Source organism: Pseudofrankia coriaricola (assembly GCF_032027725.1).
Taxonomy (GTDB): domain Bacteria; phylum Actinomycetota; class Actinomycetes; order Frankiales; family Frankiaceae; genus Pseudofrankia.
Genome location: NZ_JASNFO010000052.1, coordinates 1 through 12,379, shown reverse-complemented (window position 1 = coordinate 12,379; position 12,379 = coordinate 1). Strand labels below are relative to the sequence as shown.

Below are 12,379 nucleotides of genomic sequence, written 5' to 3'. Positions count from 1 at the left end.
GACCCGGACCGCCTTGAACCACAGATGTGGCGCACACTGATCCTGGAGAAGATAGTCTTCCACCTGCACCAGTAGCAGTGGGCCGCCTGTATCGCCGCCCCGACCCTGGGAGAACCCGCCCACTCTCGCCGGCTCACCGCGCGGGACGGCGCTACCGGAGTGAAAGCCGACGTGATGTTCTGCCGGCCTCTGCGGCTGGATGGCGGTGACCTGTCCGAGTCCTACAAGGTCACGGCCGTCTCGGGTACTTGGCTATCGAGCGTCACGTGTGTGTCGCTGCGCAGCCGGGCGACCAGCAGGCGAGCTGTGCCGGCGCCGACACGGAGCCGCTTGCGCAGGGAGTCGGCGGAGATCGGGCGGTGGTACTGCTGCCAGTGCAACACATCCTCGGCTCTCGCTCGGTGGAGCAGATCCTGTTCCAGAGCCATACTGTCAGACGGACTTGGAGCCGGCGTGGGTCGATCCGTCACTGTCGACTCAGGCAAGACCTCCGTCCTTTGCGCGACGCGCCTCGGTGTATTGCCTCCCGTCGTCTGCATGGCTTGGAGCAGGCCAGGTCCAACCTCCGCCCACCCAATAAGGAGAAGCGGCCCGACCGCGTCAAACGCGGCTTTCCCGTAGTGGCCGGCGATCAGGGGTTCCGCGATGTTCAGGGCCAGCGATACACTGCTGGAGAAGATGAGCAGACGCCGCGCCGACCGAATCACCTCCGTGGGTCCGCCGTGCAGCGCGAGATGTCGTGTGCCGATCAGAAGAGACACGATGGAAAGATCAACTGCCGGTGCTACAAGGAACGCGACATACGTCGGAACTCCCAAACGGATACCGAGCGTAGCGACGTTGCCGAAGCCGAAGAGGAACGTCAAGCCGACCACGATTCCCACGATCGCCGTCACCAGACGGACCGGAGCCTCCGAATCCGCCAGGTGTGCGGAACATATGTTCGATTCGACGGATGATGTCGTCGACTGGGCGCTCACTGGACATCGTCCCTGGCCAGGAGCCGCTTGGAGACCGGACGGACGGTGATTTCAGGACCCTGAACCAAGATCAGACGGTTCTTATTGTGGTGCGTTAGGTCCACCACCAGGCAATACGCGAGTACTGAGTCCCGGACAGCGCTCGTACAGCGGAGTATCTTCAAGATCGTGAAGACGACGGATGCTGCCCCTGTCGACGATCTGACGACCCTTCTCCCCGACTGGCGCCGCCATCTGCGGGCCCTCAACCGGTCCCCAGCGACGATCAAGAGCTACCTGACGTGTGGGGAGTCGTTCGTCGCCTTCCTCACCGAGCAGGGCATGCCGAGGGCTGCGAACGCCATCGCCCGGGAGCACGTTGAGGCGTACATGGTGGCGCTCAGCGAGCGCGTCAGCGCCGCCACCGTGGCGAAGCACTATCGGTCCCTACGGCAGCTCTTCCGGTGGCTCGTGGAAGACGGCGAGATCAGCCGGACGCCGTTCGAGCGGATGAGCGCGCCCGCCGTCCCGGAACAGCCGGTGCCCATCCTGGGTGACGACGTGCTCCGCAAGCTCCTGGACACCTGCAAGGGCAACAGCTTCGAGAACCGCCGCGACGCCGCGATCATCCGCCTGTTCCTGGACACCGGAATCCGGATCGGTGAACTGGTCGGGCTGAAGGTCGAAGACCTCGACTTCGACCACGACGTAGCGCACGTGATGGGCAAAGGCAGGCGCGGCCGTGCCGTCCCCTACGGCAACCGCACCGCCGATGCCCTCCGCCGGTACATCCGTGCCCGCGCCCGCCACGGTCAGGCCAAGAGCCCGGCGCTCTGGCTCGGCAAGAAGGGGCCGATGACCGAGTCAGGCGTAAAGCCAGATTCTGGAACGGCGCGCGGCCGACGCTGGCGTCCCCAAGCTCCATGCACACCAGTTCCGGCACACCTTCGCCCATGCCTGGCTCGCCGCGGGCCACCAGGAACAGGACCTCATGCGCCTGGCCGGATGGCGAAGCCGCGAGATGGTCGGACGCTATGCCGCGTCAGCGGCCGACGATCGCGCGCGCGAGGCGCACCGACGCGCGGCGCTTGGTGATCGTCTGTAAGTTCGGCATCTCAATCGTCCCGGTCATTTGAGCCTGAGATGCGGGCGTAAAAGGTGGCCGCCATTGACTGCGCTTGGACAATCGATGCGTTGACAAGATGCTCAGTGTTCCTGAATTCATAGACGACATCGGCGATCAGCGAAAATGGATTGAACTCGACGCGAATCCGCCCTTCGTTTGGGTAGTCCACATACTTAGATACCAACAGATAGGGAGGTGTGGACGCAGGGTTCTCGGTCGGCTGGACGACGGTGAATCCTGCAGCCTCCAGGGCGTTATAGACTGGACCGGTCATAAGAAAGATAAATATTGCCAGCCGGCCGGCAGCGAGATCAATACGATTGTTCAGGGGTATAGGGTACAAGTGAAAGGGAAGATGCAATGCCGGCCGCTCTCTTTCGACGTCTGGGATTGAAAAGATCGCCAAAGAGCCGGGAAGGCCGGCCTGCAGGGCCATTCCCTCGATGTCCTTCAGAATATGAGTATCAATGACAGTTTGCACGTTTACTTCATCCCGCGAATAGAACGCAGCCACGCCGACCGCGTCGTCAAGCTGCTCGAAAGCGTAACCGACCAATCGCGCACGTTGTAGCAAACGGTCTACGAGTTGCCAGTCCGGGTCGATCCCAGATTTGACGGGAATTGAGAGAGAGGGTAGCTCACCTTCAATCTCGACCAATTCTCCGTCGATGGCATTCTGGAGTCGGAAAGCGCGCGACATCCGCTTTATCTGCCGAGCGGTCCGTGGATTATTCTTGGTGGGACCGGAATTTTCCTCGGCCGGACCTAAACTTTGATCGACCGGACTGTCATCAATGTCAGGAGTCCAGTCACCCGCAATCAAGTGATCTAGCGATGTTGGCGAAATTAACGATACTCTACATTCGAGGGACCGCTTCCCCTGATCTATGCGCTCCTCTATAACTCGAGATTTTACTTCGACCGTCGAGTGCCTGCGACGAGAGTCATGAACATCGATAAATGTAATATCGCCGATCCTCAGGACATCGGTGACATCGTGCAGCAGTGGAAATACATTCCTAGTATTGGCTAGCTGTTGTGCGACTACAATTAGAGCAAGATCCTGATCGGACTCTCTAGGTGATATTGGTGTTTTCTCATTTTCGCTTAGGCTTTGTATCGTCTTCTGACTCCCGCCAAGCAAGGCCCACCCGAACGCGTCTCCGAGCCGCTTGGCCTGCCAACGAAGGTTGCGAAATCTATCTAACGACTCCTTCTTCTCGCCGCGAGGTAGCGGCATTCTTTTAATATTCCCAATTTCACCTTGAATGTCCCTTTGAACGGCGAGCAGATCAAGCTGAAACCGCCACAGGTCGGCCGCGCTAGAAAAGCTAACAGACATGAAGGCGGTCGCGAGTCGTTCTACTTCACTCGAAAGTGATTCCTCGCGCGAGTTCGATTTTCCACTCATCCGTAACCTTTCGCAGCCGTTCAATTAAAAATTATGCGGGAGAGACTCGCCCGTCCAGCCAGAGTTAAATTGGACGCCGCGCCTGCACCGGAAAGGCAAACTTCGTAATTCTAATCCGCCAATTTGATCCATGTTGCATGCATCCACGCCATTAAGCGCCGGCGAAGTCCTTCGTTTCTTTCAAGGGCTTGAAATTACCATCTTCCAGCATCCGAAGCGTCGCTTCAGTCTCCCGATAAGCTCCAAGAAGTGAACGCACACGCTTTCGATCCCGGCTCAGACTGTGGAGCGTGAGGGCCAAAGAGCGGGCAACGAGGGGCGTTCCCGGGCGTTCACCCAACTGTCGCAATACGCTGATGGCGTTGTCGCGGTCCCATGCAGCGACCAACCGGCCTGCGGTAGTCACAAGATCCAAGTCCGATACGGAGCCCTCAAGTCGACGGAGCAAAAATTCGCTGACTTTCGGGAACTTAGAATTCTGCGGGAACATTAGAGCCAGCTGCGCCTGGGCCCAAGGTAGACGGTTAACGATGCTCGACTGTGTGAGGTCCAGGTACCAAGATTCGAGTTCTCGCGAGCGCCCCGATGTGCGAATCATTCTCGAATAGTGATCGGCGCCATGAAGCGACCGGGGCACGACTTCGAGGATCCGCGGAATCCAGTGCCACTGCTCTAGCCCCACAATTCGGCTGCAGACATATCTAATCATCGTCCGATCGGCGTTCTCGGGCTCGGAAATCAGACGATTAGCGGCTCGGTCGAGATCTTCAACACTGCCATTGGAAACATAGCGGCTCCCGCTTGGGGCCACTTGTACGGTTGGTTCCTCGCGCTCAAGCTCATGGTCCGCGAGAAAGTCTTGAACCCCCGGCCCCTCGACGACCCGCGTCTTGCCGAGGTTAATCTCAAGCTCGATACTTCTAAGCTCGCGTTGAATATCTAGTTGTATCTCCCGCGCCACATCGGGATCTGGGCAGAATGCCCAAATGTCGTCCATCCAGCGCAGCGCCTTGATTCCCCGTCTATTCTGAAACCCTCTCAGCACATCGTCCACGGGCCGGATGTAGCAGTTTGCGAGCAGTGCTGACGCCAGCGAGCGTTGCGGTATTCCCGTCCTAGCCGGTGTCCGCCGGTATGTCTCTAGGAACACCTCAAGGTAGTCGAGGACGTCCGACGAGCCGACCTCATCGTGCAGCCGATCAACGAGTCCTTGCGGAGGGATCGACGCGAAGAAGTTGGTTACATCAGTCGAGAGGACTGCACCGCAATCATCGGCATACTCTCGGCGTCGAGCGATGAGTTCGAGCCACTCTTGGCCGTTGTTCAAGTAGTGCGACGACTTGTCGGGCGGGCGTGGGAGGCGCCAGCCGAAAACAAAGCCCGACATCTCAGCGCATATCTTCGCAGATATTCTGTTAACGAGCGCGTGATAGATCATTCGATCGGCGGGACACATCACGACCGCCGGTCGTGTGCCGAAATTGTGTTTCGGCACGTCTAGAAGCTCGAAGACGCGGGCGCTGTCCGATATTCGACTCACCACGAGGTCGGGATGATTAGCTAGGTAGGAAAGCTCTGGCCAACCCCATGGGTCGCGAAACCAGTCGCCATATTGCTCATTCTTTGCCGTAGCCGCAGCGAACTTAATATCTAGCGAGTCCTTGGCATCCTGCCGACCCATGTTCACCCCGTTTGGTCGTTCTCAATTAGGCTCGGCGCCTCGTCAGGTGCCGAGCGCCTGCGCGGCCGTCGCGCGGCACCGTCTCCAGGCGTGCGTTGATCCTAGAACCAGGGATTTGGCGAGCAGCCGGCACGTCGCTGTCCGATCCCATGTGATGCCTCACGGCGGCGATCGAGCTAGCTGGCTCGTGTCGTACCTACCTTGCCTACCGGGGCACCGGACAGGTTCGCTTGCCTTACGCTGGCTGGCGGGCTGCCTGCGAGAACGGACGAGATCATGACCTTGATCGTGCGAACAAGTGTTGTTGTCGGCCCCGCGGTCGCGATGGGGCAGCCACCTGCTGGCGCATCACTAGCCCGGCGTTTGACGACGTGCGGTCGTTTGGTCGAGGCCAAAGATGCTGGTCCTAGGTTCGCTAGGCAGCCGCAGCGACGGCCACCCTTGACACCCCTGGTGGTAGCAATAGCGGATCAGGCTGGTCGGAAGGGCTGACCTCGTGGCTTGGAAGGAGTCGGACGCCCGGATGGCGGCGTTCGACGTGCTGGCGCGGCTGGGCGTGGATCCGCCGGATCTTGAGTTGTTGCGGTTCGGGGAAAACGCGCTGTACGCGTTCCGGGAGCGGCGGCTGGTCGTGAGGGTGGCTCGGCCGTCTACGGAGGCGGTGGACGTCGCTCGGACGGTGGAGTTCATACGGCGGATCGCGGCGCGTGGGATGCCTGTTTCGGAGCCTGCCGACCTGCCGGAGCTGGCGCAGCCGGTTGTGACGTCGACCGGGGTCGTGACGCTGTGGACGTTGCACGACGTGGATGAGGGCTGCCGAGTGAGCGCCCTCGAGCTGGGCGGGTTGGTCCGCCAGTTCCATGATCTGGCCACGCCGGAAGCCGATCTCCTCGGCGCGTGGGAGCCGTTCGGGCTGATTCGGGCGCGGTTGGCTGCGGCGGAGCGCGACGGGCTCGACCGGTCGTTGACCGGGCCGTTGGTTGACCTGCTCGCGTCGTTGGAGACAGCGGTCGATCGGCTGTCAGACCGGCTCGGCGTAGGGGTGATGCACGGGGATATGCACTACGGCAACGTGCTGTGTCTGCCGGGACGGCGCCTGCTCCTGATCGATTTTGATCAGGTCTGCCGCGGCCCGCGAGAGTGGGACCTGGTCCCGAACCTGGTGACCGTGCGCCGCTTCGGGCTGGCCGAGTCCGAGTACCAGGCGTTCTGCGCCGCGTACGGCTTCGACCTACGGACATCCCCGGATGCTGAGACGCTGGTCCGGCTTCGGGAGCTGGGCATGGTCAGTTGGCTGTTGCAGCAGTACGGGACCTCGGCCGTGATCGACGATGAGATCAGGCTGCGGATTGGGACCATCGGTGAACCGGTCGGCCCGCCCGCGACCCGTTGGCACGTGCATTGAGCGCCGCTCCGCCGGCCGCCGCAGGGCTGCCGTTTGACCCGATCGTGGCCCGGCCATCGCACCGGCTGTCCATCGTGATCGCCACTAGCGCGGAGACGGCGGACCTGCTACGCGCCGACGGCCAGCTTCCCGAGACGTACCTACGGTTGGGTCGGCTGGCAGGGTTCTACCGCGATGCCGACAACCAGCTTCCGCGTGTCCTGGCCGTGCGCGATCTCGATCCGGCGACGTTGGCGTTCCGCCGGGGTGCAGGAACCGCGGCGACGATCCGGGCGGGGCGACTGTGGCTGTTCGACGTCCAGGCTGGACCCGTGGTCGCCGTGCTGTCCGTCGACCTTGACTGCGATCCGCTCGCGCTGATCCCGTTTCTCGAGGATCTCTACTACGACGACCTCACCGTTGGTAGCAGCACTCTCGATGTGGTGGCGGCTGACCTGCTCGACGGGGCGAACGCCGCGGTCCGGCAGACCGGTGGGGGTCCGCTGAAGCTGACCTCGCAGCGCCACCAGATGGTGTTCACCTCTGCCACCCTGCCCGAGGACACGATCCAGCGGCTCATCTACCGGGCTGATCTCGACGCGAACCCACAGTATTCGTCGATTCAGTATCCGGCCGAACTCAACCGCCGGCCGACCAGCGGAGCGGCTGTCGGTGCCTACGTTTCTGTACTGGCCGCGCAACAGGACTACATTGAAAACTGCGCACTGCTGTCCGCAGTGCAGGTTGTCGCAGCGTCCTGCAAGATACGCTCGGTCAGATTCGCCGCGTACGAGACCTTGCTCCGGGTGCGCGAACTCGGTACAGCGCGCACCACCATGACCACGCCGACGCGCCGGGCCGAGTTGGCTCGGCTCCACGAGAAATTAGCCGAGCAGGAACTATCTCTGACGTTCGGCGTCGAGGCGGCGTGCGAGATCGGCATTCTTATCCCGGCATTGCGGGTCGAGAACTTCCACCGCCAGCTCGTGGCCTGCACAGGGCTGCGCGACAGCATCACGACCGTCTCCACGATGCTCACTCGCGCCACGTCGGTCCTAGCCGCCGAAGAGGCTTCCCAAACGGGCCTGGACGCCCAGCGTCGGGACCTGCGCAGACTACGCTACGGTGTCGCTATCGGCCTGCTGTCGACGATCGCCGTTCCGATCGGAATCATCCTCGGATTCTTCGGCGGCAACTACACCCAAGTAGACGGCAACAGATCCATGTTCGACTGGTCCCACTATCACGACATGTATTTGGCTGTTCTCGGGATGATTTTTGCTGCCGGAGCAGTCTTCGCCGTTCTCCTTCTCGCCGAGCGCTACCAGATTCGCCGCACTACCAATTCAGACGATCGGACCTGACGAGGGGAAGCGTCAAACGTCGCTGTTCGCCGGTAGCGGTGTCAGGCTGGCGCGCCAGGTTGGGATCTGTTCCTCTTGGGTGACCTCCCAGACAACGCGGTACTGCGCGGTGCCCCGGATGAAGACCGTGACCGGGTGAGGGACGATCACCCCGCCGCCTTCCCAACCACAGCGCGGCCGGACCCCGCACGTCACGACCGGTCTCGGGCCGGCATGGAGCGCGTCCCGCTGATCGGCGAGGACGCGTGCGACCGCGAGCGCGAGCCTGCTGGATGCGGGAGAGACGAGCGCCGGGCAGGCCACGAGCACCCGTGCCGCGTTGTCCTGGGCGAGCCGGGAGGCCACCGTGTCGGGCGGATGCCAGCCGGCACGGACGAACTCCGGGTGCGGGTAAGTGTCCACGAGCACCCCCGGGCGGCGCGGCAGCCGAATCGGACCAACAGTCACCGGCACCGGGACAGCGGTGCCCCCGTCGAGTTCGATCATTATGGCCGGCATGGCTTCCCCTTCCGCCGGCCGCTGTCGATCATCCGGCCGTACGGTCTCAGCGATGAACGATGACCTCTACCTGCGCTTGCAGGGCGCTTGCTGAAGTTAGCGCCGAGGTGTTCCCGGCCGGCCGAAATCGGCAGGGGTCAGAGCGCCGACCACAGCCACGAGTACGTCCCGCTCGGTCGCGGACCCGTCGGCCGGGCCGAACACGAGCACCACGCCGATGTCGCCGTAGCCGCCGATGAACACGGCGCCGTCCGGCAGATGGGCGATGCTTGCGGCCAGTTCGGCGATGGTCGCGCCGGGCGCTACCTTCACGGTCACCACCGTTGCCGGCGGCTGGGCTTTCGTAGTCTGTGGCCTGGTCACGTGGTCACCGTCCCGCGCTGTGTCGTGTGGGTGGGTCTTCGGTACTGGGCGTCCCGGGCCGGCGGGGTCTGGCGGCTACCGGCCCGGGAGCCACTTCCACGGTGGTGGGCGCGACGTTGGGGTGACAGTCCGAAAATGGCCGGACCGATGGCGCAGAATTGACCCATGGGGAAGCGTTCCGGGCTCGCGGCACGCCGCAAGGCCGTGGGGCGCTCACAGGAGAGCCTCGCGGAGGCCCTGCACACGTCGCGGTCGACGGTCGCTCGCTGGGAGCGCGGCGAGGTACAGCCTCAGCCCGCCACACGCTCGGCGCTGGCTGAGATCCTCCAAATATCGCTGAGCGATCTCGACGATCTCCTCGAAGGCACGCCAGCACATACGCCCAGCGAGTCTTTCAGGGTAGCTCCCAAAGAGCCGGTCGGAGCCGCCCACATCGAAAGTGCGCGCGATCGTGTCAAGCAGCTACTCGCCATGGAGCACTCCTTCGGTGGGATGCGCGTCGCGAATGTCGCTCTCGACTCGGCGCACGCGTTTGAACGGCGGATCGACGAGGCTGGTATCCGCGCCGGATATAACTCGGACGCGCACGCGGCTGCCGCGGAACTCTTTGAGGTAGCCGGATGGCAACTCATCGATGCCGCCCGGCCGGACGATGTCGATCGGGCGAACAGTAGAGCGCTGCGCCATGCGGCGGCGGCTGGCGACCACAGTATGGAAATCTTTGTGATCCAGAACGAGTCCATGCACTTGTGCGAGACGGGCAGGGCGACAGAGGCCCTCTATCTGACTCGTGGCGTACTGGAACAGACTCTTTCCCCGCGCTTGTCCGCACTGTTCCACGTGCGGGAGGCACGCGCCCTCGGGCGGCGCGGCGACAGCGAGGCCCTGAGAGTTTGGCTCAAGGCGATGGCCGAGTACGGAGACGGGGTACGCGAGTCGGACCCGTACTGGTCATGGTGGATAAACGACGAACAGATGCAGTTGCAGAAGGCTGCGCTCTTCCGTGATCTAGGCCGGTACGACACGGCCATAGATACCTGGCAGGGGTACCTCACCGCCCGCTCGGACGATCTTTATCTCACCTTGGTTATCGCCCAGTTGGCGCAAGCGCAAGCACGCGCGGGAGCTTGGGTCGATGCGGAGTCGACCGTAGGCAGCCTCATCGACGGCGCCGACGACATCTGTTCGGGGCGGGCCATCGCGCGGATTGACCAACTAGCCGCCGACCTGAAGCGCTCCCCGTCCGCGCCTGGCTCGTTGCGTGAAGCCACTCGCCTACTCGCATCGTTCATGCACCACGCCCACGCCGAGCGACTTGCTAGCTTCAGTTAGCACCCAGCAAGCAAGCATCGCCCGACGTCGCACCGAGCCCATCGGCCGACATTTCTTCGACTGCTAACTACAGCTAGCACTTTGCAAGCACGCGCAGAAACGATCGGGCCGCGCGGCTGGTTGCTCCGCGCGGCCCGCTTCTCGCCTTACCGCTGGGGGCATTCAGCGGTCACGATCTCGAAGGCGATGTCGAGGATCATGGAGCCTTCCCGGTGGGGGCGGCGGAAGGCGCCGGGGGTGATGCTCATGAGGTACGCCGCTTCGTCCCGGCGGTAGGCGACGCTCTTCCGCCGGGTGTCGGCCGTCAGGCCGAACAGAGTCCTCATGGCCTGGTCTGCCGGCGGGTCGAGCCTGTCGATCGCGGCTCTGATGATCCGTTCGGCGGGTAATGCCCGCGCTTTCGGGCTGGTGCCGTCAGGCGGGGTGAGCAGGTCGACGAGGTCCGGTCTGTGTCGTGCCAGCTCTGGGGCTCCGGCGCCGTGGCGTCGGGCCTTACAGAGGAGGGTATCGACCGTCTCAACGTCCGGCCTGCTGTTGGTGTGCATGTGGCGTTCGGCAAGGGCCTGTGTGGCCCCCGCTTCCCCCGCCGCGGTTCCTCCTTCCGTGTCTGGTGTTGCCCGACCGCGGGTGCTTACGGGCGATGTCAACTACTATCTCACGTTTTGTCGCCGATCGCTACGTTTGCGGTCAGTAGCCTCTACTGAGTCCGCTCCACAGTTGGTGACGTGTGCTTGCCGGCGACGGTCTGCCGAGCCGTTGGCCTGCGACAACGTGGGGAGCATCCCGCACTCGGCGCGGCGAGCGCGGCTCGGTGCGCAGAGACGCCGGTCCGGATCTAGGCCGACGCCGATCCGGCCACGGGAGCGCTCCGGCCCAAGATGCGCGCGGCCTGACGACTCACACATAGAAAGGGCAGCTCTGGGCGCTGCGGTGGGCGGCTCCTGCTCGGATCCGTAGCCGATCTGCTGCCATGTTCCGTGCCACGACACGGCTCAGTTCCGCGGGCACTACGCGGCCCGTTTCGACGTCAATGCAGCGCCAATTATTGGGGCACATTCGTGGCCAATAACGGGGGCAAAACACCCGCGCGGCGAGGCCAATACTGGCGATGTCAGCGCGCCACGGGAAACACCCCCGGCGGCGCATCTCTCGCCAACTTCCTCGGGAGCCTCTCATGCCTCGCTATGTTTACCGCCCCTCCCTGTTGTGGCAGCTGATCCGCTGGTCGCTGCTCATCGCGCTTCTATACCTCGTGCTGTTCGCAGTCTCGTACGTCGCGCGGTACGCCATTCCGGTCGTGGGCCCGTTCCTCGTGGTCGGTGGCCTCGTCTGGGGCGCGGTCGCGCTGGTGCAGCGCGGGCGCAGTAGGTGAGGTTCGCCATCGGGCTCGACCCGTTCCCGGGAGCTCCCGCGACCGCTCCGATTCCAGGAATGGTGCTGCTGTTCCCGGACGTCGTGTGGTGGCTGCTGGAAACCGTGCTGGTTCTGGGCCTGTCCTGGCGCCGTGTGAAGCCACGTCGCGTCGGCACCGTCGTGTGGCTCGCCGTGCTGTGGCTTCTCGCATCCGCCGCGCGGTTCACGCCGCAGATTCTCGCCCTGACGATTCGCTAACCCTCCTCCCCGCTTTCCGATGTTCCGAAGGGATAGTCATGTCCTCCACGCACGGCAAGACCTCGGCCGCCGACCTCGGGTCGCTGACCTTGGACGATCTGGCGTTGCGGTCCGAGAAGGCGCACGCCGACCACATGGCGACCTACACCGCTACCGAGGTTCTGCATCTCGTGTTCATGTCCACGCCGGAGCACGACCAAGAGGTCGTCGACGTCATCGACGCGGCGTACCGCCTCATCCGCCAGTACCGAAAGAAGACTTACCGGGAATGGCGCGGCGCGTACCGCATATGGGTCACCGAGGCCGGGTTCGAGATCCCGCCAGAGATGACCGAGACCACCGACAGCGAGAGCGAAAGCGAGGTCTAGCCGGGTATGCAGACGACAATCGTCATTCTTCTCGGGCTCCTGCTCGCGGCCTCTCTGATCGCGCCCCGGCTACGCGCTCGTAGCCTCGTGCCGATCGTGTGCATTCTGCTCGGCTGGTTCTGGGCCGGCTCGGGATTCGTCCCCACACTCACCGACGTCGCCACGGCCATCCGAGACTTCTTCCGGTCGCTGCCCATCCACTGGAGCTAGATCCCCCATTTCCCGGGAGGTGGGGGCCCGCCCGGCCCCCCCCCGGGCGCGCCCCCCCCCCCCACCGAAGGC

At 63.4% G+C, this 12,379-nt stretch carries 14 protein-coding genes and 1 pseudogene; 9 read left to right on the top strand and 6 right to left on the bottom strand.

Going from position 1 to position 12,379, the window contains the following annotated elements; translation table 11 throughout:
- Positions 1–221: 221 nt before the first annotated feature.
- On the bottom strand, positions 222–980 hold the full coding sequence (locus QOZ89_RS26680) for a hypothetical protein (RefSeq protein ID WP_312626048.1): 759 nt from the start codon (positions 978–980) through the stop codon (positions 222–224).
- Positions 981–1,148: 168 nt separating this feature from the next.
- Here QOZ89_RS26680 and QOZ89_RS26675 point away from each other — a divergent pair.
- Positions 1,149–1,772 (top strand): annotated as a pseudogene (locus QOZ89_RS26675) (tyrosine-type recombinase/integrase); the annotation flags it as partial.
- A 67-nt stretch (positions 1,773–1,839) separates the two neighbouring features.
- Entirely contained in the window at positions 1,840–2,064 is a 225-nt protein-coding gene (locus tag QOZ89_RS26670) for a tyrosine-type recombinase/integrase (protein WP_312626146.1), read from the top strand.
- Positions 2,065–2,074: 10 nt separating this feature from the next.
- Here the strand turns inward: QOZ89_RS26670 and QOZ89_RS26665 are convergent, their stop codons facing one another.
- Together QOZ89_RS26665 and QOZ89_RS26660 are read right to left on the bottom strand one after the other, a co-directional pair.
- A complete protein-coding gene (locus QOZ89_RS26665) occupies positions 2,075–3,496 on the bottom strand; it encodes a hypothetical protein (protein WP_312626046.1) in 1,422 nt (473 codons plus the stop codon).
- Positions 3,497–3,647: 151 nt separating this feature from the next.
- Positions 3,648–5,177 (bottom strand): RNA-directed DNA polymerase, encoded by a 1,530-nt coding sequence (locus QOZ89_RS26660; RefSeq protein WP_312626145.1) that lies wholly within the window; start codon positions 5,175–5,177, stop codon positions 3,648–3,650.
- Between the two features lie 523 nt (positions 5,178–5,700).
- On the opposite strand from QOZ89_RS26660, the gene QOZ89_RS26655 reads away from it, so the two are divergent.
- Together QOZ89_RS26655 and QOZ89_RS26650 are read left to right on the top strand one after the other, a co-directional pair.
- Complete coding sequence (locus QOZ89_RS26655; RefSeq protein WP_312626044.1) at positions 5,701–6,582, top strand: phosphotransferase enzyme family protein; 882 nt, start codon at positions 5,701–5,703, stop codon at positions 6,580–6,582.
- Positions 6,579–7,925, top strand: a complete 1,347-nt coding sequence (locus QOZ89_RS26650) for a hypothetical protein (RefSeq protein ID WP_312626042.1) — start codon at positions 6,579–6,581, stop codon at positions 7,923–7,925. Before QOZ89_RS26655 ends, QOZ89_RS26650 begins: the two co-directional genes overlap by 4 nt.
- 12 nt (positions 7,926–7,937) lie before the next feature.
- On the opposite strand, the gene QOZ89_RS26645 is transcribed toward QOZ89_RS26650, so the two are convergent.
- Together QOZ89_RS26645 and QOZ89_RS26640 are read right to left on the bottom strand one after the other, a co-directional pair.
- Entirely contained in the window at positions 7,938–8,423 is a 486-nt protein-coding gene (locus tag QOZ89_RS26645; RefSeq protein WP_312626040.1) for a hypothetical protein, read from the bottom strand.
- 96 nt (positions 8,424–8,519) lie between these two features.
- Entirely contained in the window at positions 8,520–8,735 is a 216-nt protein-coding gene (locus tag QOZ89_RS26640) for a hypothetical protein (RefSeq protein ID WP_312626038.1), read from the bottom strand.
- 216 nt (positions 8,736–8,951) lie between these two features.
- Here QOZ89_RS26640 and QOZ89_RS26635 point away from each other — a divergent pair, with 216 nt between their 5' ends.
- Complete coding sequence (locus tag QOZ89_RS26635) at positions 8,952–10,118, top strand: helix-turn-helix domain-containing protein (RefSeq protein ID WP_312626036.1); 1,167 nt, start codon at positions 8,952–8,954, stop codon at positions 10,116–10,118.
- 146 nt (positions 10,119–10,264) lie between these two features.
- Here QOZ89_RS26635 and QOZ89_RS26630 read toward each other — a convergent pair whose 3' ends face one another.
- Positions 10,265–10,663 (bottom strand): hypothetical protein, encoded by a 399-nt coding sequence (locus QOZ89_RS26630; protein ID WP_312626034.1) that lies wholly within the window; start codon positions 10,661–10,663, stop codon positions 10,265–10,267.
- A 629-nt stretch (positions 10,664–11,292) separates the two neighbouring features.
- Here QOZ89_RS26630 and QOZ89_RS26625 point away from each other — a divergent pair.
- The 4 genes from QOZ89_RS26625 to QOZ89_RS26610 are packed head-to-tail and all read left to right on the top strand — an operon-like array spanning position 11,293 to position 12,307.
- Positions 11,293–11,490, top strand: a complete 198-nt coding sequence (locus QOZ89_RS26625) for a hypothetical protein (protein ID WP_071049057.1) — start codon at positions 11,293–11,295, stop codon at positions 11,488–11,490.
- 59 nt (positions 11,491–11,549) lie between these two features.
- Positions 11,550–11,729, top strand: a complete 180-nt coding sequence (locus tag QOZ89_RS26620; RefSeq protein ID WP_312626031.1) for a hypothetical protein — start codon at positions 11,550–11,552, stop codon at positions 11,727–11,729.
- 38 nt (positions 11,730–11,767) lie between these two features.
- Positions 11,768–12,097: a cysteine protease gene (locus QOZ89_RS26615; protein ID WP_312626028.1), complete on the top strand. Its 330-nt coding sequence runs from the start codon at positions 11,768–11,770 to the stop codon at positions 12,095–12,097.
- A 6-nt stretch (positions 12,098–12,103) separates the two neighbouring features.
- Positions 12,104–12,307, top strand: a complete 204-nt coding sequence (locus QOZ89_RS26610) for a hypothetical protein (protein ID WP_071049054.1) — start codon at positions 12,104–12,106, stop codon at positions 12,305–12,307.
- Positions 12,308–12,379 lie beyond the last annotated feature (72 nt).